At 61.9% G+C, this 20,118-nt stretch carries 18 protein-coding genes; 3 read left to right on the forward strand and 15 right to left on the reverse strand.

Going from position 1 to position 20,118, the window contains the following annotated elements; genetic code table 11:
* Positions 1-6: 6 nt before the first annotated feature.
* From tsaE to NKH71_RS28240, 8 genes are all read right to left on the reverse strand, one after another.
* On the reverse strand, positions 7-1,518 hold the full coding sequence (gene tsaE / locus NKH71_RS28205) for a tRNA (adenosine(37)-N6)-threonylcarbamoyltransferase complex ATPase subunit type 1 TsaE (protein ID WP_352895542.1): 1,512 nt from the start codon (positions 1,516-1,518) through the stop codon (positions 7-9).
* An 8-nt stretch (positions 1,519-1,526) separates the two neighbouring features.
* Positions 1,527-4,088 carry a sensor histidine kinase gene (locus NKH71_RS28210; RefSeq protein WP_352484479.1) on the reverse strand — a complete coding sequence of 854 codons (2,562 nt, stop codon included), beginning with the start codon at positions 4,086-4,088 and terminating at the stop codon, positions 1,527-1,529.
* A 188-nt stretch (positions 4,089-4,276) separates the two neighbouring features.
* Complete coding sequence (gene ahcY, locus NKH71_RS28215; protein ID WP_352495247.1) at positions 4,277-5,677, reverse strand: adenosylhomocysteinase; 1,401 nt, start codon at positions 5,675-5,677, stop codon at positions 4,277-4,279.
* A gap of 168 nt (positions 5,678-5,845) precedes the next feature.
* Complete coding sequence (locus tag NKH71_RS28220; protein ID WP_023718281.1) at positions 5,846-6,142, reverse strand: HPr family phosphocarrier protein; 297 nt, start codon at positions 6,140-6,142, stop codon at positions 5,846-5,848.
* Complete coding sequence (locus NKH71_RS28225) at positions 6,139-6,540, reverse strand: PTS sugar transporter subunit IIA (protein ID WP_023718280.1); 402 nt, start codon at positions 6,538-6,540, stop codon at positions 6,139-6,141. The genes NKH71_RS28220 and NKH71_RS28225 overlap by 4 nt, the downstream gene beginning before the upstream one ends.
* A gap of 164 nt (positions 6,541-6,704) precedes the next feature.
* Positions 6,705-7,151 (reverse strand): HPr kinase/phosphorylase, encoded by a 447-nt coding sequence (locus tag NKH71_RS28230; protein WP_352516065.1) that lies wholly within the window; start codon positions 7,149-7,151, stop codon positions 6,705-6,707.
* Positions 7,152-7,182: 31 nt separating this feature from the next.
* Entirely contained in the window at positions 7,183-8,967 is a 1,785-nt protein-coding gene (locus NKH71_RS28235; protein WP_352484482.1) for a sensor histidine kinase, read from the reverse strand.
* A 22-nt stretch (positions 8,968-8,989) separates the two neighbouring features.
* Entirely contained in the window at positions 8,990-9,691 is a 702-nt protein-coding gene (locus NKH71_RS28240; RefSeq protein WP_023677547.1) for a response regulator transcription factor, read from the reverse strand.
* A gap of 342 nt (positions 9,692-10,033) precedes the next feature.
* On the opposite strand from NKH71_RS28240, the gene NKH71_RS28245 reads away from it, so the two are divergent.
* The 3 genes from NKH71_RS28245 to NKH71_RS28255 all read left to right on the forward strand — a co-directional run bounded on the left by NKH71_RS28245 (position 10,034) and on the right by NKH71_RS28255 (position 12,900).
* Entirely contained in the window at positions 10,034-11,644 is a 1,611-nt protein-coding gene (locus tag NKH71_RS28245; RefSeq protein WP_352484483.1) for a phosphoenolpyruvate carboxykinase, read from the forward strand.
* Between the two features lie 69 nt (positions 11,645-11,713).
* A complete protein-coding gene (gene arfB, locus NKH71_RS28250; RefSeq protein ID WP_023718277.1) occupies positions 11,714-12,151 on the forward strand; it encodes an alternative ribosome rescue aminoacyl-tRNA hydrolase ArfB in 438 nt (145 codons plus the stop codon).
* Between the two features lie 131 nt (positions 12,152-12,282).
* Positions 12,283-12,900, forward strand: coding sequence for an alpha-ketoglutarate-dependent dioxygenase AlkB (locus NKH71_RS28255; RefSeq protein WP_352484500.1), 618 nt, complete (start codon positions 12,283-12,285; stop codon positions 12,898-12,900).
* Here the strand turns inward: NKH71_RS28255 and NKH71_RS28260 are convergent.
* The 7 genes from NKH71_RS28260 to coaA form a co-directional block, all read right to left on the reverse strand.
* Entirely contained in the window at positions 12,863-13,564 is a 702-nt protein-coding gene (locus NKH71_RS28260; RefSeq protein WP_352484484.1) for a hypothetical protein, read from the reverse strand. The two genes, NKH71_RS28255 and NKH71_RS28260, sit on opposite strands and share 38 nt — an antisense overlap.
* A 75-nt stretch (positions 13,565-13,639) precedes the next feature.
* On the reverse strand, positions 13,640-15,133 hold the full coding sequence (locus tag NKH71_RS28265) for a hypothetical protein (RefSeq protein ID WP_352591231.1): 1,494 nt from the start codon (positions 15,131-15,133) through the stop codon (positions 13,640-13,642).
* Positions 15,134-15,329: 196 nt separating this feature from the next.
* Positions 15,330-16,904, reverse strand: coding sequence for a hypothetical protein (locus NKH71_RS28270; RefSeq protein WP_156948044.1), 1,575 nt, complete (start codon positions 16,902-16,904; stop codon positions 15,330-15,332).
* Positions 16,894-17,289, reverse strand: a complete 396-nt coding sequence (locus NKH71_RS28275) for a GtrA family protein (protein ID WP_023718272.1) — start codon at positions 17,287-17,289, stop codon at positions 16,894-16,896. The genes NKH71_RS28270 and NKH71_RS28275 overlap by 11 nt, the downstream gene beginning before the upstream one ends.
* Positions 17,290-17,296: 7 nt before the next feature.
* Positions 17,297-18,067: a class I SAM-dependent methyltransferase gene (locus tag NKH71_RS28280; protein ID WP_023718271.1), complete on the reverse strand. Its 771-nt coding sequence runs from the start codon at positions 18,065-18,067 to the stop codon at positions 17,297-17,299.
* Entirely contained in the window at positions 18,067-19,074 is a 1,008-nt protein-coding gene (locus tag NKH71_RS28285) for a glycosyltransferase family 2 protein (RefSeq protein WP_031193759.1), read from the reverse strand. Before NKH71_RS28285 ends, NKH71_RS28280 begins: the two co-directional genes overlap by 1 nt.
* Positions 19,075-19,150: 76 nt before the next feature.
* Entirely contained in the window at positions 19,151-20,110 is a 960-nt protein-coding gene (gene coaA, locus NKH71_RS28290) for a type I pantothenate kinase (RefSeq protein WP_023718269.1), read from the reverse strand.
* Positions 20,111-20,118: the final 8 nt, after the last annotated feature.

Genomic DNA, 20,118 nt, shown 5'->3' on the forward strand with positions numbered 1-20,118 from the left:
TAGCCTTCAAATCGAGCGTTCCTCCAGCAAGCCGTGGGCGATGTAGAAATCCTGCAGCCCGGCCAGCGCCGGATGCGCCAGCGCCCGGCGAAGATAATCGCGGATGCGCGGCAGATGCTTCAGATAATAAGGCTTGCTGTCGCGTTTTTCGAGCCGCACGAAAATGCCGAGGATCTTGGAATTGCGCTGTGCAGCCATGATTGCATAGGTTTCGCGGAATTCGTCTTCATCGAAGACGCCGGCGTCGCGTCGCGCGGCGATATAGGCGGCGAGCGTGTGCTTTTCGATTTCAGGTGAAATGGTGACGCGCGCGTCCATGGCGAGCGAGGCGACGTCGTAGGCTGACGGACCGATGAGCGCATCCTGGACATCGACGACGCCGAGACGATCGTGACCGGAACGGTCACCGCGCCAGATCAGGTTGGGCGAATGGAAGTCGCGCAGCATTAGCGTGTATTCGCGCCCCTCGAGCCGATCGAGCACCGCATTCCATTCGCTGCGATAACCGGCGCGCAACGCCTCGCTTGGCGGAGCGCCTGATATCGCAGAGACATACCAGTCGACCAGCAATTCGGCCTCGATCATCATGGCGTCGCGATCGAAAGGCGGCACCTCGTGGAAGACGCCGGGGCCGGCCTGCATGCTGGCCGGCCATGTTTTGCCGTGCATCATGGCAAGCAGTTCGGCCGCCGCCGCGTAGCGCTCGGCCACCGGCTGGCCGCGCTTGTCCAGGAACCCTTGGGACCCGAGATGCTCCAGCAGCAGAAAACCCTGGTCGAGATCCTGGGCATGGATTTCCGGGACGCTGACGCCGCCGGCCCGCAAGGCACGGTCAATGGCGACGAACGCCGAAACGGATTGCGCGGTGTGGGCGATCTCGGCATAGGGTTTGCCGTCGCGGACTGGCGGTCCGAGCACCAGCCTTGGCGAGTTCATCAGCACGCGCGGCGGAAATCCGGCGAGCGTGACGATCTCGTAGGAGCGAGCCGAGGCATCACCGATGAAATATCGCCGCTGCGCTTCGCCCCAACCGGCCTGGCCGAGAAAATCGCGCATGGCCAGCGATCGCGCCGCGCGCTCGAAGGCGGCGCCCCCTCCCGCTAGTCTCGCCAATCGGCCGTCGCCCTGCTGGAGAAGTTCGACCAGCACCGAGGTTTTCGGCAAATATGCCTCTGCCCGTTCCGGCCATTCGACCAGTGCGGCCCCTTGCGTCAGCGCCTCGTCGAAACCCAGCTCGTCCAACTCGGATGCCGCGCCCAAGCGGTAGAGATCGAAATGATGGACCGGCACACGCGTGTCGTAACTCTGGACCAGCGTAAAGGTCGGGCTCGGCACGTCGAGGCCGGCATCGTCGGCCAGTGCCTTGACCAGCGCCCGCGCCAAGGTCGACTTGCCGGCGCCGAGATCGCCCTTGAGAGCGAGCACGTCGCCAATGCGCAGCGACATGGCGAGGTCCTCACCAAGCCTTGCCGTCGCAGCCTCGTCGGCGAGAAAACGCTCGAGCACCAATACCGCCATCGAACGCGCTACTCGGCCGCCGCGCGGATGCCGGACGGCGTGTCGGGAAAGGCGCAAACAACCGTCGTGCCCTTGTCCCTGCCGGTCTCGATGCGGACGCTGCCGCCATGCAGTTCGACAAAGCTCTTGACGATCGACAGGCCGAGCCCGGCGCCGCGGCGGCGGCCGCCATTGGTGCGCGGCTCGAAGCGCCGGAACACTGAGTCAAGCAGGTCCGGCGGCATGCCGGGACCGTCATCGTGAACGGAAAATTCCACGCCGTCGGCAAGTTGGCGGCAGGCGAGCGTTATGGTGCTCGCCTCCGGCGCGTAATTGGCGGCATTGCTGAGCAGATTGTAGAGGATCTGGCGGACGCGGATTTCGTCGCCGTGGAAGGTTTTCGGCGCGGCCGCCGCGTCGATCCTAAGCTTGATCGCATGTTCCTCCAGTCGGTCGGCGACCAGTTCGGCGGCGGCTGTAATGGTTCGATCGATGTGAACTTCGGAAATGTCGAGTTCCATGATGCCGGCATCCACCGTCGCCAGATCGAGGATGTCGTTGACGATGGTGAGCAGGACCGAGGAGGACGAGCCGACATGCCCGATATATTCGCGTTGCTTCTGGTTCAACGGACCAGTCGACGGCAGTGAAAGAAGCTCGGTAAAGCCGATGATGTTGGTGAGTGGCGAGCGCAGCTCATAGGAGACGTGCTGCACGAATTCGTTCTTGATCTGGTCGGACTTTTGCAGCGCCTCATTCTTGTCCTTCAGCGCCCGCTCGACATTGACGCTGTCGGTAACGTCGACGAAGGTCATCATCACCTGGCCGTTGGGCAAGGGGATGACGGCGTAGCGCAAAACGGTGCCGTTGTTCAATTCGGTCTGGCCGTGGCGGTCGCGGCGCTCGTCGTCGAAGCCGGTGATGGCGGCAACGAACCCGCCCCACGGACTGTCGACGGCACGGCGGTCGCAAAGGTCGCGGATCGTCGAGACATGGACGTTGGGTTTTGAGGCATCGGCATCCAGCCCCCACAGTGCTGCGAAGGCCGGGTTGGACAATCTCAGCCTGCCGTCGGGACCGAATACAGCGACGCCTTCGGCAAGGTTGTCGAGCGTCTCGCCCTGAACCCGGACGGCGGTCTGGTAGCGGCTTTCAAGGTCCATCTTCTCGGTCAGGTTCTCGAACACCCAGGTGACGCCGCCCTTGGGCTGCGGGTTGGCGACGACGCGAATGGTCTTGCCGTCCGGCAGATGCCACCAATGCTCCTGCGATTCAACCGCGCGATAAGCGCCGAGCAAGCTCTCTTTCCAGCGCCGCCATTCGGGCTGCTCGGCAATCTTGCCTTCGCTGCGCAGGCGGTCGAGCAGCAAGGCGTTGTCCGGCGCGCTGTGCAGGAAGCCGCTGTCGAGGCCCCATAGTTTCTGGAACGCCTGATTGAAAAACCGCAATTTCTCGTCGGTATCGAAAATCGCCACGGCAGTGTTGAGCTGATCGAGCGTATCGGCGTGGCTCTGCACGGTCCGCTCATACTCGGCGCGAATGGCCTCGATGGCGCTGATGTCGCAGGCAAGACCAGCCGAACCATCCGCCCCGGCAAAGTCGGTCACGGCAAACATACGGCGGTCGCCTTCGATCACAGTGGAGAGCGTCTGTTCGAAGACGGGGTGCGACTTGTGCTGCGCAGCAATCGTGTCGCGCGCCTGGCCGCCGAGGAATTCCTTGCTGTCACGAACCGCCGATTCGGCATTCTCGGCCTCGACCGCTTCGGCATAGGCCCGGTTGACCCATTTCAGCCGCCCGTCGACGGTGCGTAGCCATGACGGCATCTTGAGCGCATCGAGAAGTCCGATCAGCGTCTCATGGTCGGCGGCCAAGCGCTGGTTCTCGATCTTCAGCCTGGCCTGGCTTCGCTGTGTCTCCGAAAGCGAGACGAAGCGAACCAATACATGCGCCGCACTCTTGCGGCCGTGAACCTCGAGCGGCTGGCCGGCCTGCGATTCGATGACCAGATCGAAGGGCTTTGCCTTGTCCCGCAGCGCCGCCACGGCATGTTCCAACGCGGCCGCCGAACGCGGCATCAGCCAGCGGCCGAAAGCCAGGAAGGCCGCCCGGTCCTCCGGCGCGCCGCTCTCGATCGGCAATGTTCCGACAAGCTCGGGTTTCTTGTTTTCGGCGGCCCATACGACCACGCGCTGGTCGCGGGAATGGAGCAGCGCCTCGGAGCGCTGCAGCGCGGCATTGACGTCGGCGATGCGGGTCCTGAGCTCGGCATTTTCCGCCGCGGTGCGCGCCCTTTCGCGGATCAGAAAGATGGCCGACAGCAATGCCGCCCCCATGACGCCGACAAACATGGCGAGTTGCATGACCTCGACCGTGCTGACCGACAGCCCGGCCTTTTGCGCCACGCGGGTTTGGGCATGTGCGGCAAAGCCAAGCAGCGGACCAACCAGCGCGGAAGAAGCAAGCAGCACCCCGACACGGCTGCCGGCACGGCATAAAAGGCTGCCGCCTCTGGCAGCGGAGCCCGTGATCGAATCGTTATGGCCGCCGGAAACGGCCTGTCCCGCGCAAGGCGGGTTATCCCCCGGCATGTCTTGGTCCTCTTCGCCGCCTGAATGCAAGACCGCCCTGATGCGTGCGCCCGGGCCTCGTCCCCGGACCGCGAATCAGCACCATAGCGCTTGCGCGAATCGGCGTGAAGAATCAATCAGCGCAAAAATAAAGCCGGGCGAAAAGTCAATCGCCCGGCTTCAATATCTAGTGGCAAGTTTCGCCGTGGTTAATAGCGGTAGTGTTCCGGCTTGAACGGTCCCTGCGGGGTGACGCCGATATAGGCGGCCTGTTCGCCGGACAGTTCGGTCAGGCGGGCACCGAGCTTATCGAGATGCAGGCGCGCGACCTTTTCGTCGAGATGCTTCGGCAGGACATAGACCTGGTTCTCGTACTGACCGGGCTTGGTGTACAGCTCAATCTGGGCCAGCACCTGGTTGGTGAAGGACGCCGACATGACGAAGCTCGGGTGGCCGGTGGCGTTGCCGAGGTTGAGCAGACGGCCTTCCGACAAAAGGATCATCCGCTTGCCGTCCGGGAAGGTGATCATATCGACCTGCGGCTTGATGTTGGTCCATTTCAGGTTGCGCAGCGACGCCACCTGGATCTCGTTGTCGAAGTGACCGATGTTGCCGACGATCACCATGTCCTTCATCAGGCGCATGTGGTCGAGGGTAACGACGTCCTTGTTGCCGGTGGTGGTGATGACGATGTCTGCCGTCGGTGCCGCGTCTTCGAGCGTGACCACCTCGAAACCGTCCATCGCTGCCTGCAGCGCGCAGATCGGATCGACCTCGGTGACCTTGACGCGGGCACCGGCACCCTTGAGCGAAGCCGACGAGCCCTTGCCGACGTCGCCATAGCCGCAGACGACCGCGACCTTGCCGGCCATCATCGTGTCGGTGCCGCGGCGAATGCCGTCGACAAGCGATTCCTTGCAGCCATATTTGTTGTCGAATTTCGACTTGGTGACGGAATCATTGACGTTGATCGCCGGGAACGGCAGCAGGCCTTTTTTCTGCAACTGATAGAGCCGGTTGACGCCGGTCGTCGTCTCTTCGGTGACGCCGCGGATCGCTTCCTTCTGCTTGGTGAAGAAGCCGGGCGATGCCTGCATGCGTTTCTTGATCTGGGCAAACAGGATCTCTTCCTCTTCGCTGCCCGGATTGGACAGCACATCCTCGCCGGCCTCGGCGCGGGCGCCGATCAGGATGTACATGGTGGCATCGCCACCGTCGTCGAGGATCATGTTGGAGGTGCCGCCATCGGCCCACTGGAAGATCTTGTCGGTGTAGACCCAATAATCCTCCAGCGTCTCGCCCTTGACGGCAAACACCGGAATTCCGGCCTCGGCAATGGCCGCGGCAGCGTGGTCCTGGGTCGAGAAGATGTTGCAGGAAGCCCAGCGGATATCGGCGCCGAGCGCCTTAAGCGTTTCGATCAGCACCGCGGTCTGGATGGTCATGTGCAGCGAGCCGGTGATGCGCGCGCCCCTGAGCGGCTTCTTGTCGCCGAATTCCTCGCGGCAGGCCATCAGGCCCGGCATTTCGGTTTCGGCGATCTCGATCTCCTTGCGGCCCCAGCCGGCAAGCGCGATGTCGGCGACCACATAATCCTTGCTACCCGTCATGGCAGTGCTCCGATGCGAATTGATTGCGGGACGCGCCCCGCCCCGAAGGCGTGTGGGAGGGCGCGAGTTGCCGGCCTGACTAGCAGATCGGGAGTCGGACGACAATGGGATATAAAGAAATCTTTATCCGTGCATGTCTTCAGCGGCAACCAACACGAGAGAGCGCCGTCAGCATTCCTCGCCAAAACGGGAAGCAACCAGTTGCTCCAGCGCATCGATGACCTCTTCGGCCTGCGGGCCGCTGGCGGTGACGCGGATCGAATAGCCGGGGCTCGCCGCCAGCATCATCAGGCCCATGATCGAGGTGCCGCCGACCTTGACGCCGTCCTTCTCGACCTGGACCGTGGCATTGAAGCCGCTGGCAATTTGAACGAACTTGGCCGAGGCGCGCGCGTGCAGGCCGCGCTGGTTGACGATCGGAAAGTCGCGAACGATCTTGTCCTTTTCCGGCAACAGCGCGCTCATTTGCTGCTCAGGAGCTGACTGGCGACGTTGATGTATTTGCGGCCGGCAGCCTGCGCCTCATCCAGCGCGGCCGCCATGTTGTCGCCTTTGCGAACGCTGGACAGCTTGATCAGCATCGGCAGGTTCATGCCGGCAATGACCTCGATGCGGCCGGATTCCATCACGGAAATGGCGAGGTTGGAGGGCGTGCCGCCGAACATGTCGGTCAAAACGATGACGCCTGATCCGGTATCGACGCGGCCGACTGCGTCGATAATGTCGCGGCGGCGTTGTTCCATATCATCGTCGGCACCGATCGCCACGGTCTCGAAATTGTCTTGTGGCCCTACGACATGTTCCACGGCATTGCGGAACTCGGCGGCCAGTTGACCGTGCGTTACAAGCACGAGTCCGATCATTCTTTGGTGGCTCCCGTCATCGCCGCTTCACAGGCGCATTTTATGCTCGCCGACCGTTCCAGGTGGCGGGAGCGCTATCTTGTCGACGCAAGGCCCGTTGACAAGCCCAAAATTGCGCCGGCCCAGACCAATTTGACGCATTGCAGCAAAAAATCCAAATCGGATCACAGGAAAGGCGCAATCGACAGGCGCGACATCACTGCCGGCAAGGCCGCCGCGACATTGCGCCCGGCAAGATCGATGCGCGGCACTGGTACGCCGAAAACGAGTTCGCTGCAGTCTTCCTGGAAGCGGGCCATTTTGCCGGCTGGCACCAGCCGGATAATGAGGTCGATCACGCAGCTTGGCTCGAATGGTATCGGCTTGGGGCCGAATCCCGGCACCTCGACGAGGCCGGCTATGCTGACTGGTGCGCGGCAGACCAGCCGCCCCTCGCAATCGGCAGCAAAGAGCTGGTCATCGCCGATCAGCCGCGAAAACAGCCCGCGCTGGCTGCAATGATCGATCAAGGCGAGCGCCAGCGTCGTCTTGCCCAAGCCGGACGGTCCGGTGATGAGAATGCCGCAATCACCTATCAGGATGGCGGTGCCGTGAATGTTTTCAGGCTGCACAATAGGACCAGGCGTGATTGGAATTCATCCGTCAGCCTTCGGCCGGCAGCGTCACCACGAAGCGGGCGCCCTTGATCTCGCCAGGCTTGGTGCCCGGGATGTTCTCGGCGCTCAACGTGCCGCCATGGGCTTCGACGATCTGCCGGGATATCGACAGGCCAAGGCCCGAGTTCTGGCCGAACGCCTCGCCGGCCGGCCGGTCGGTATAGAACCGCTCGAAAATGCGATCGATGTTGTCGGCCCGGATGCCGGGGCCATTGTCGTCGACGGTGACGATGTTGAACTTGCCGGCGCGCGCCAGCGATATGGTGATGTGGCCACGTTCTTCGGGAACGAACGAGCGGGCATTCTCGATCAGGTTGGTGATCACCTGGCCGATCCTCAGATCATGGCCGACGACGAAGTAGCCTTTCACGCCCTGCGGCAGTTTGGCGACCTTGAATTCGATCTCGACCGCCTTCTTGTTGCGTGTGGCCTCGCGCGAGACGGCGACCAGATCGGTGATGAACTTCTTCAGGTCGACAGTTCCCGCGTCTTCCCGCGCCAGTTCGGCATCGAGACGGGAGGCATCGGAAATATCGGTGATCAGGCGGTCCAGGCGCCTCACATCGTGCTGGATGATATCCATCAGCCGGCTGCGCGAATTGTCGTTCTTGGCCAGCGGCAATGTCTCCACCGCGCTGCGCAGCGAGGTGAGTGGGTTCTTCAATTCATGCGAGACATCCGCGGCAAAACTTTCGATCGCCTCAATGCGGGCGTAGAGCGCATTGGTCATGTCGCGCACGGCGATCGACAAATTGCCGATCTCGTCCTGGCGGTCGGAGAAGTCGGGAATTTCCTCGCGGTTCTTGACACCGCGGCGAACCCTGACCGCCGCCGCGGAAAGCCGGCGCAGCGGGTTGGCGATGGTGGAGGCCAGCAGCATCGACAGGATAGCGGTAACCAGCGCGGCGATGCCGAACACGCGCAGGATCGCCTTGCGCTCGGCCGCGACGATCTTGTCGATGTCGCCACCTTCGGTCGACAGCATCAGTACGCCGAGAACGGCACGGAAGCGCTGGATCGGCACCGCCACGGAAACGATCTGCTCGCCCTGCTCCGAGATCCGCACGATCGTCGACGGACTGCCGGTAAGCGCCTTGACCACTTCGGGAAACGCGGCACCGTTGCCGCCCGGCTGCTCGCGATAGACGGGCAGCTGCTTATTGCGGAAGAAATCGAAGACGAATTTCTGGATGCGCTCCAGAAGATCCGGCTGCTCCTCTTCGACCGGCGGCAGATCGTAGCGAAGGATCTGACCGCGCGAATAGAGATGGCGGGAATCGAGCAGCAGGTTGGCGTCGCGGTCGTAAATGCGGGCGCGCGTGCGCGTCGGCGAGATCAACCGCCTGAGCACCGGCGCCACGCGCTCCGGATTGATCGGGAAATCGAGATTGTCGAGCTGATCGGAGCCCGGGCCGAGGCTTTCGCCAGCCTGCAACTCAAGCAGCTTTTCCGGATCGATGCTGATCGAATCGGTCTCGACCGTCGCCGATGCGGCAATCGCGCCGGCAATGATCTCGCCCTGGGTCATCAGGCTCTCGACACGGGCGTCGATCAGCCCGTCTCGAAAGGTGTTGAGGTAGAGAATGCCGGTGACCAGGACGGCCAGGCCGGCAAGATTGAGAAAGAGAATACGCCGCGTCAGGCTGGAAAAGATGTGATGGCCGAGAAACCGGCGCATCGGCACCGTGATTTTCGACACGAAGGCGGGCAGAATCCGCGGCGGGCGCCTGGCGGCGCCCGATCGTCTCACTCGCTCTACTTCCACTGCCATCGAATAGCAGCTCCCGCTCGACTCAAGCTTCGCGGAACCGATATCCGACTCCGTAAAGGGTTTCGATCATTTCGAAGTCATCATCGACGGCCTTGAACTTTTTGCGCAGCCGCTTGATGTGACTGTCGATGGTGCGGTCATCGACATAGACCTGCTCATCATAAGCCGAATCCATCAGCGCATCACGGCTTTTTACGACGCCTGGACGCTGGGCCAGCGAATGCAGGATGAGGAACTCGGTGACGGTAAGCGTCACCGGCTCGCCCTTCCAGGTGCAGGTGTGGCGCTCCTGGTCCATGACAAGCTGGCCGCGCTCAAGCGACCGAGCCTGCTGGTTGGGCGCCTTGGCGGCCGCCTCGCGGGTACTGGCGCGGCGCAGCACGGCGCGGACGCGCTCGACCAGAAGACGCTGCGAGAAGGGTTTGCGGATGAAGTCGTCGGCGCCCATCTTGAGGCCGAACAGTTCATCGATCTCGTCGTCCTTGGAGGTCAGGAAGATCACCGGCAGGTCGGATTTCTGGCGCATCCGGCGCAGCAGCTCCATGCCGTCCATGCGCGGCATCTTGATGTCGAGGATGGCGAGGTTCGGCGGGCGCGCCGCCAGTCCCTCCAGCGCCGACGCCCCATCCGTGTAGGTTTCAACCCGATAACCCTCGGATTCGAGGGCGATCGAAACCGAAGTCAGAATGTTGCGATCGTCGTCGACAAGCGCGATTGTTGCCATTTCAAGCGGCTCCCTCATGAGCTGTCCCTTCTTTCGTCGAGAAGGGGCTTTTGCAGGACAAATTAGGTACAAAATGTGGCATAGGCTCTATCCGCTGTCACGCGCGGCATGCCGGCGGCCACAATTGTACCTCGATATGGATTGGACGAATGAACATCGCCAATCCTTTGGGCAACCATCAGTGTTTTTGCACATATAAACGATTTAAACAACTTTCAAAATATTTAAATCGATTAATGATTTGATATCATTCGCCTTTTCTGGTTTTGACGTTTTTAGCTCCTGCAATGGGGGTTCCGGAATTCGCCGGTAAAGACGCGGTAAATCGAAGAAGGGACACCCATGTCGGAAGCCGGCAAACGCAATCCTGCATGTACAATCGATCGGATCGGCCTGAGAACCACGGGCGTGGTGCGCTATAATTTCGGCGCGGCCGCGCTCTACGAGGAGGCAATCCGCCGTGGCGAGGCCCGACTCACCGCGCATGGCGCGCTTGCCGCCGAAACCGGGCAGCACACCGGCCGCTCGCCCAGGGACAAATTCGTGGTGCGCGACGAAAGCACCGCGCCGCATGTATGGTGGGACAACAACAAAGCGATTTCGCCGGGGCAGTTCGATACGCTGCTTGCCGATTTTCGCGCCCATGCGGCTGGAAAGGACCTTTATGTGCAGGACCTGGTCGGCGGCGCCGACGAGGAGCTGAAGCTGCCGACCCGGGTGATCACGGAGCTTGCCTGGCACTCCTTGTTCATCCGCAATCTGCTCATCCGGCCGGCAGCCGCCGAACTCGAGCATTTCGTGCCCGATTTGACGATCATCGACCTGCCGTCGTTCCGCGCCGATCCCGCCCGCCACGGCACGCGCGGCGAAACGGTGATCGCCGTCGATCTTTCGCGCATGATCGTGTTGATCGGCGGTACCTCCTATGCCGGCGAGATGAAGAAGTCGGTATTCACCGTGCTCAACTATCTGCTGCCGGCAAAAGGCGTGATGCCGATGCATTGCTCTGCCAATGAAGGACTCGCCGGCGACGCGGCCGTCTTCTTCGGCCTTTCCGGGACCGGCAAGACGACGTTGTCGGCCGACCCGTCGCGCACGCTGGTCGGCGATGACGAGCATGGCTGGGGACCGCACGGCATCTTCAATTTCGAAGGCGGCTGCTATGCCAAGACGATCAAGCTTTCGGCCGAAGCCGAGCCGGAGATCTTCGCCACCACCCAGCGCTTCGGCACGGTGCTGGAGAATGTCGCGCTCGACGCCGGTCGCGTGCCGGATTTCGACGATGGCGGGCTGACCGAAAACACACGCTGCGCCTACCCGCTCCACTTCATTCCGAACGCCAGCAAGACGGGGCGCGCCAACCACCCGAAGAATATCATCATGCTGACCGCCGACGCGTTCGGCGTGATGCCGCCGATCGCGCGGCTGACCCCGGCGCAGGCGATGTACCATTTCCTCTCCGGCTATACCGCCAAGGTGGCGGGGACCGAGAAAGGCGTTACTGAACCCGAAGCGACATTTTCGACATGCTTCGGCGCACCGTTCATGCCGCGGCATCCGTCGGAATACGGCAATCTGCTGCGCGAGCTCATCGCCCGCCACGGCGTCGATTGCTGGCTGGTCAACACCGGCTGGACCGGCGGCGCTTACGGCACCGGCAAGCGGATGCCGATCAAGGCAACGCGGGCGCTGCTTGCGGCAGCACTCGACGGCTCGCTGAAAGCGGCCGACTTCCGGACCGACGCCAATTTCGGTTTCGACGTGCCGGTGACGGTTACCGGCGTCGACCGCGCCATTCTCGACCCGAGATCGACCTGGATCGACAAGCCCGCCTATGACCGGCAGGCGGCAAGGCTGGTTGGCATGTTCGTCGACAATTTCGAAAAGTTCGAGGCCCATGTCGACGCAACCGTGCTCGGCGCTGCACCACGCATGCAGGTAGCGGCTGAATAGCCGTCGCGCTTCAAGGCCCGGCTTCGATCGGGCCTTTTCTTTTTTCGCCTGCCGCGCCATGACTGCGGCATGAACGCCGACGAAAAAATCATCATCACCGACGATGCGGTGATTAATCCGGGTGACCTGCACGAGGACTTCATCCGTTCGTCCGGCCCGGGCGGCCAGAACGTCAACAAGGTGGCGACGGCGGTGCAATTGCGCTTCGATGCTGCCAATGCACCGGGCCTGTCGGAGCGTGTGCGCGAACGGACCATCAAGCTTGCCGGCCAGCGCGCCACCAAGGACGGCGTCATCGTCATCGAAGCCGGACGCTTCCGCACGCAGGAGCAGAACCGGGCGGACGCCCGGGCGCGGCTGACGGCACTGGTCGCCAAGGCCGCCGAACCGCCGCCACCGCCGCGCAAGAAGACAAGGCCGTCCAAGGGCGCGGTCGAAAGACGGCTGAAGAGCAAAGCCGGGCGCGGCTCGATCAAGAAAATGCGTGGCCGGGTCGAGGATGACTGACAGCCGAATCGGCTTCGGATCCCAGATCGCCGGTGTGAAATGTGCAGCCACTGCCGGAGGCGGCTTTCGGGTCGCCGTTTTCGTTTGACGGTGGCATTCTGATTTTCCAGACCAACGGATCAAGCGACCCGATGCTCGTGCTGCCCAAAGGCGTCCGCCATATGCCTGGTTACCTGTCGCGCGCCATGCAGGAAGTGCTGGTGGAAGATATCAGGGAGGTCGTGCAGGAAGCCCCGCTGTTCGTGCCGGCGATGCCGCGTACCGGCAAGGAGATGAGCGTGCGCATGACCAATTGCGGCCCGCTGGGCTGGGTCACCGACAAGGAGCACGGCTATCGCTACCAGCCGACTCACCCGGTGACCGGAAGGCCATGGCCGCCGATCCCGGAGATGCTGCTCGAACTGTGGCGGGACGTATCTGCCTATGCGCACCCGCCGGAGGCCTGCCTGGTCAATTTCTATTCCCAGGATGCCAAGATGGGTCTTCACCAGGATCGCGACGAGAGCGATTTCTCCGCGCCTGTCGTCTCGGCCTCACTCGGCGACGATTGCCTGTTCCGGGTCGGCCAGACCATGCGCGACGGCGCCACCAAATCGTTCAGATTGAAGAGCGGCGACGTCGTCGTGCTCGGCGGCGAAGGCCGCCTCTGCTTTCACGGCGTTGACCGCATCTACCCCTCGACCTCGGCATTGCTCAAGAACGGCGGCCGCATCAATCTGACGCTGCGTCGGGTGACGATGCCGAAATAGGCTGTTCGGGTGGCCGGTCGCCCGGCCGGACATAATCGTCGCGCAGATAGATGCGCTCGGTCTCGTCCTCGACGAGAATGCGATAGTGCGCCAGGATCGCGTCAAAGCCAAAACGCTCCATCAGTTGGCTTGTCCAAGGGCCATCATCTTTCCTGATAACTTTCGTAGAGATAATAATATCAGGGCGCAGACGCTCAAATTCTTGGCGTTTGCTTTCAGCGTAACGCTCCATGATCATCTCGTAATGCGTGGCTTGGGCGACGTCACGCGAAAGCGTGGCTTGCCGGGACAGGGCCATTGCAAACGCTCCAAGCCAGTCATTGGGATCGGCCGAAACGAACTGGCCGCCGATCATGCGGCTTAGTGGATGTCCAGTGTCTATATCTGGACTGATCAAGGCGACGTTTGGTCGATCGGTCGCGGCGCGTATCACGGCGACCAACACCGCGCCTGGCTTCTGAGTGCCCCAGTTCGGTAAGAAGGCAGCCACAATCGCCAGCGACACCAAGGCTCGCGGGGGAGCCGCCAGGCGGGAGAGCAGCCCTGCCGATTGCCGCTCGCTTCTCGGCAAGGCCAGCAAGCAAAGACTAGCCGCTACAGCGTAAAAAATCGATGGGTAGGCATGATACGTCCAGCCTTTGTCCTGGTAGAACAGCGGGAACAAGCCGGCAATAGATGCTGCCAGCGCTACGGCAGCCAGCTCTGGGAAATGGCCGACCGGCCACGACCACCAGCCGCGTCATGGTTTTTCCGAGGCCTTGCTCAATTCGGGTGGCCGGTCGCCCGACCGGACATAATCGTCGCGCAGATAGATGCGCTCGGTCTCGTCCTCGACGAGAATGCGGTAGTGCGCCAGGATGGCGTCAAAGCCAAAACGCTCTGTCAGTTGGCTTGTCCACATCGCGTTGTTTTTCTTGAAGACAATGATATCCGGGCGCAGACGCGCGAATTCTTTGCGTTTGCTTTCGACGTAACGCGCCATGATGGCCTGGTAACGCGTGGCTTCAGCGGTATCACCGGAAAGGGCTGCCTGCCGGGACAGGGAAAGCGCGAACACTCCGAGCCAATCGCTGACATGGGTCGAAACGAACTGCCCATCGATCATGCGGGTCAACGGATGTCCCGAGGACATATCCGAACTGATCAACGCAATAGTAGGCCGATCGGTCGCGGCGCGAATGGCGGCAACCAGCGCCGGCCCCGGTTTCTGGGTGCTCCAGTATGGCAAGAAAGCGATTGCCACCCCCGCCAGTGCCCAAGCTCGCGAAGGCGCCGTCACAAACGCCAACAGCTTCGACGGCTGCCGCACGATCCTGGGCACTGCCAGCAGGCACAAAATGGCTGCCACGGCGCAAAAGATCGCGGGATAGGCATGATAAGACCAGCCTTTCGCTTGGTAGAACAGGGGAAACATGCCGGCGATCGATGCAGCCAGCGCTACCGCCGCCAGCTCTGGAAACCGCCCGGCCGGCCACAGCCACCAAATCAGGAAGACGAGGAAACACCACGCGAAACCGTGGCCGATCACGATGGGCCAAAAGATGCCGAGCTTTCCATAAACATCCGCCAAGAGGGGATAGATGTCGCGCAGGAATTCCGGATGGATCAGCGTGACCGCGCCGAGATAGACAATGCAGATGCCGCCAATGACCCAGTGTTCCAGGGCGAAGATCGATTTCAGGCTGCGCCGGCGCACTGCAACGACCAGCGCTGGCGCCAACACCATGATCGCATAGTAGGGCTTGACCAGCAGCAAAATGCTGCCCGACAGGCCGGCGAGTACGGCGATCCCCGGGCCTGGTTGGGCGGCTGCATCTCTGCGCGCACGCCAGGCGTGAAGCGCAAGCAGCGGCATGAAAAGCGCCATGCCGATATGCTCTCGCTCGCTGAAGGCGTTGCCGGGGAAGATCACCAGCATTGCGCAAAACGCTGGCCCCAGTGCAAACAGTGATGCAGTTTCGGTGAAACCCCCGCGCTTGACGATCACGCCCGAGAGCGAAAGTCCGATAAGCACGGCAAGGTATGTCCAGGCCTCAACCAGGATTTCCGGGGCGGCGCCCAGCAATCTGGCCACAGCCACTGGCGGCAGATAGAGCCATACGCTGAATGGAGGGTTGGTCTCGTGGATCTGCGAGTAAAGCCGCTCACCGGAGAGCATCCGCTCGCATACCGTGATCAGCCAGCTAGTATCGGGAACAGTCCCCCAACGCCGCTGCCAGACGATGGAGAACACGGTGACTGCGGCAATGGCCAGGACATTGCGGCTAGGAAGCAGCGCCGCCGCGATATTCCGGCCGCGCCACCGGCTCAAGCCGTCAATGTCGTTCGAGACGCTCATGATGTTGCACCGAGGCTCTCGAGCTCGAGCCATACGTCGTCCAGCGGAGCGATTGGATCCAGCCGTGCCATGGTCTTCCGGGAGCCTCTGCTCAATTGGTTTGGAGCGGCGCAGGCGCCGTGTAACGCAGATAGACAGTGATTTCCGGCTCGTGGTGCAGCAGACGATAGTCGGCCAAGGCGGCTCCGATCCGCTTGTCCTGCAGCATCAGGGCTGTCCGCGCGGGCGAGCCTGACAGCACGACATCGGGCTTCTTCGCTGATATCTCGGCGGCGTATTCGCCGATCACCCGATCGCGGATGCTTTCAAGTTCCCGTCTCCGTTCGAGATCGCCGGTGGCGCGGGCGAGCGTGTCAGCGTTGGAGACCGCCCAGGCGCTCGGATGGCGTGATATGAACCTGCCGTCGACCAGCCTGGCGAGGGGATGGGCAACCTGCATCCGGTCGGCGATCGACATGATGGTCGGGGTTTCGACCGTTGCGCGGATCGCGGCGACAGAGCGCCCGATCGGGCCGTTGTCCGTCGTCAGCGCCGCGTACTGTGCCCTGACCGCTAGTTGCAGCACCAGCACGCAGCCGAAGATCAGGGCGGCCTTGCGAATGAAGCCTGCACTGCGGAATGTGCCGAACCGCAGAAGCTGGATGCCAAATGCAAGTGTTGCAACAACGACCATCGCCAGGGCGTGATTGGGCCAACCCTTGCCCATGACGATGAAGGCCGGAATGAACCCCAGTGCGGTCAGAAGCGGAATCCTGACGTCCCAGTTCGTCTGCCTCAGGCCGCCGGCCGCAAGCACGGTAGCGGCGGCCAGAAGCAGCACCACCTTCGGCCAGTTCGCCAGCATATCGGCGGTAGAGGCCCTCAACGGAAGATAGACCTCGCTGACCAAGGGCAGGACTTCGCTTAAATAAGCACGGTCGAAGAGCGCGATGGACGCGACATAGGCGGCCACGATCGTAGCGCCAAGCAGGTTCTCCACGACGAAGAGCGGTTTCAGCGACCGCCTTTCAACCGCAAGACAGAGTGACGGCAACATGAAGGCCAGCGCAAAATAGGGCGGCTTGACCATGACCACGATCGCCGCGCCGAAGCCCGCGACCATGTGCTCCAGGCGCGAGCCGGCGCTGAAATCCGGGTTCCGCTGACGTGTGCATTGCAACGCCACCCAAGGCAGAATGGCAATCAACGCGAAGTGCTCGCGTTGGCCGAATTGATCCGGCATGAAACAGAGAACCCAGCCCAGGGCCGCCGCTGCTGCCCAGAACGCATGGGGCTGCCGGTAAACCGGTTCATCGCGCGCGAGAATGCGGACAGAAACGAAAAGACTGGCCAGGCTCAGGCAAACGACACCAAGCGTCAGCCAGAATTCCGCACGTATGCCGGTGAGCTTTTCCAGGAGCATGAACGGCATGTAGAGCCAGATCGAGAAAGGTGGGTTGGTCTCCATGATGTCGGTGTTGAGCCGCTCTCCGCCAAGCAGCCGATCACAGACGACCAGAAGCCATGACACGTCGACATTGGTCGGTATCGCAATTGTTGTCAGCCAGACGGCGTATATGACGACCAGGCAGGCCAGCAGCAACGGGGCGCCCGCCACGCCCGCAAACGGCGAGAAACGGTTGGCACCGGGCAGCAGTTCACTGAGGGATCGCGCGCTAGAGACCACGAAACACCCAGCGTCCGAGGACGACATAGTTGATGACCGGCACGGCAATGCAGGTAAGCAGGATCGGGACTGCGGCAGGGACGCCGAGCATCTGGGTCAAAAGCCCCGGCAGGGCGATTGCGACAGCGAGGCCGGAAGCGGTGAGCAGGAGAAAGCGGGGCAGTTCCATCGCGTGGCTGCCGCCCGAGGTGAAGGTGAAATATTTATGCCCGGTGTAAGAAAACAGCGCGGCAACGGCGTAGGCCGCAAACGATGTGAGCGCCGCCGGCAGGGCCGCCGTCGCCTGCCCACGCGACAGCAGGAGAGCACAAACGGCATAGATCAGCGTCGACGCAATGCCAATTAGCGCAAAGCGCGATAGTCGACGATACGAACCGGTGCCCATTGCGCGGTCAAGCTGCCAATTTCTCGTCGAGGCGACCGGTTTCGACGGCGTCGTCCTTGCGGAATACCGCCAGCAGCGAAACACCGAAGGGCAGGCTTGCATTTGGTATGATGCGGCCTTCCGCCGAAAACACTGCCTTCATCGCCGCATTCAGTGGTTTCGACGGCGTTGCATGGCCGGCTGGCAAGGCGGGCTTGCGCAACCTATCCACCAGCCGTGCCAGTGCCGCTACAGGAAAGAGTGCGGCATTTGTGTAGCTCAGCCGGTCGATCCTGAAACCAGCCCTTTCAATTCGTTCACGCAGCAGATTGCGTGAATAGCGCCGCATATGATGCAGCCCCACATCATGCGTGCTCCACAACCATTGGTGTGCGGGCACCGTAAGGATGACGCTGCCGGCTGGTTTCAGCATCTGGCGGATCGCGGCAAGCGATGCCTCGTCTTCGGCGACATGTTCCAGCACGTCGAACAGGCAAACCAGGTCGCAGCTTTGCGGCGTGACAGGAATGTTGTCCGGCAGATGTCCGGCAAGGAAGTCGCGGCCGGTCTTTTCCCAGGCAATCCTGCGTGCGAGATCGCTCATCTCGACTGCCGTCACGGTGCCGAACTGCTCCAGCATCCGGATGTTGCCGCCGGTGCCGGCGCCGATCTCGACGATGCGCGCCTTTTCGGGCAGGTCGATGCTGCGAATGACCGCCTCTGCGATGGCGCGACGCCCGCAGAACCACCAATGCTCGTCTTCGGTGGCGGCCATCTGTCGGTAGGCGTCGAGCTCCATTAGCTCATTCCCTCATATTTGCGGCGCACAATGTAGATCGGACGCTGCTTGATCTCGGCGTAGACCCTGCCGAGGTATTGTCCGATGATGCCGATGCCGAGCAACTGGATGCCGCCAAGAAAAAGAACGCTGACCAGCAGCGAGGCGTAGCCGGGCACATCAACGCCAAAGATCATTGTCTTGGCGACGATCAGCAGGCCGTAGAGGAACGACAGCGCGGAAATCGTCGCGCCGACATAGGTCCAGATTTCAAGCGGAGCGGTGGAGAAGCTGGTGATGCCTTCGAGCGCGAAGTTCCACAGCTTCCAGCCGGAGAATTTCGACTGGCCGGCGATCCGCTGATCGCGGACATATTCGACGCTTGCGGTGCGGAACCCGACCCAGGCGAACAGGCCCTTCATGAAACGACGGCGTTCGGGCAAAGACCGCAGCGCCTGGATGACCTGACGGTCGATCAAACGGAAGTCGCCGACATCGTGCGGGATCTTCTGCTGCGCGATCCAGTTGTGAACGCGGTAGAACATCGAGGCGGAGCGCTGCTTGAGAAAGCTGTCGCTCGACCGGTTGGCTCGCTTGGCAAGAACAACCTCGAAGCCCTCGCGCCACTTTTCCACAAGCAAGGGGATGACATGCGGCGGATCCTGCATATCGACGTCCATCGGGATCGCGGCATCGGCATCGCAGCTGTCGAGGCCCGCGGTCATCGCGGCTTCCTTGCCGAAATTGCGTGAAAGGTCGATTATGTGGATGCGAGGGTCTGCTTGTTGGGCTTCGATCAGCTTTTCGAGCGTCGTATCGCTGCTGCCGTCGTTGACGAAGATGAACTCGAGGGCAACGCCATTGTCCTTCAGCGGAGCGGTGCTTTCGCACACCGCCTTCAGGAACGGGGCAATCGCGCCTTCCTCATTGTGGACCGGCACGATCAGGGCAATCGTGGCGGCGCCGCTGCCCGGATGTGCGACGCGGTCCGCTGCCGGCCGATCAATATTTAGGAATGGCGCATTCATTGTTTGCCGAGCCCGCAGATCAGGCCTGACAATAGGAAGACGGGGTTAAGATGACTTTAAGGAATGAATCGGGATTTCACAGTTTTCGGAGCGCCACTTCCTCGACCAGATGATTGGCGCCCTTGCGCAGGATGAGATCGGCGCGGGCGCGGGTCGGCAATATATTCTCGCGCAAGTTCTTCAGGTTGATGTTGGTCCACAGGCCCTCGGCGATGGCGCGGGCCGCATCCTCGGAAAGTTGCGAATAGCGGTGGAAGAAGGAGGCTGGGTCGCGGAAGGCGGTTTCGCGCAGCCGCATGAAGCGGGCGATATACCAGTGATGGATAAGCGCCTCCTCGGCATCGATATAGATGGCGAAGTCGAAGAAATCTGACAGGAAAGGCACGATCTTGCCGTCCTTCGGCAGCTTGCCAGGTTGCAGGACATTGATGCCCTCGAAGATCAGGATGTCCGGCCTGTCGATGGTCTGGAACTCGCCCGGGATAACGTCATAGGTCAGGTGCGAATAGACCGGCGCGCGGACGTTGCGCTGCGCCGATTTGATGCCGGACAGGAAACGCAGCAGCGCGCCGACGTCGTAGCTGTCGGGAAAGCCCTTGCGCTCCATCAGATTGTTGCGGCGCAGGACTTCGTTCGGCAGCAGGAAACCGTCGGTGGTGACCAGATCGACCTTGGGACTCGACGGCCAGCGCGCCAGCAGCTCCTTTAGCACGCGCGCCGTGGTCGATTTGCCAACCGCCACGGAACCGGCAATGCCGATGATGAACGGTGTCTTGGCCACGTCCAGCGCGTTGAAAAAAACCTGGCGTTGCCTGAACAGGAGTTGACTGGCTTCGACATGGGCCGACAACAGCCGCGACATCGAAAGGTAGATGCGCTCGACCTCGTGGAGATCGACCGGATCGTTCAGCGACCGCAGACGACGGACCTCGTCCTCGGTGAGCGTCATCGGCGTATCGGCGCGGAACCGCGACCATTGCTCCGCCGAGAAGAACCGATAGGGTGAATACTTCTCGGTAGGAGCGAGCTGGTCCATCGAGTTCC

It is taken from the genome of Mesorhizobium sp. M0983, assembly GCF_040318975.1.
GTDB lineage: Bacteria > Pseudomonadota > Alphaproteobacteria > Rhizobiales > Rhizobiaceae > Mesorhizobium.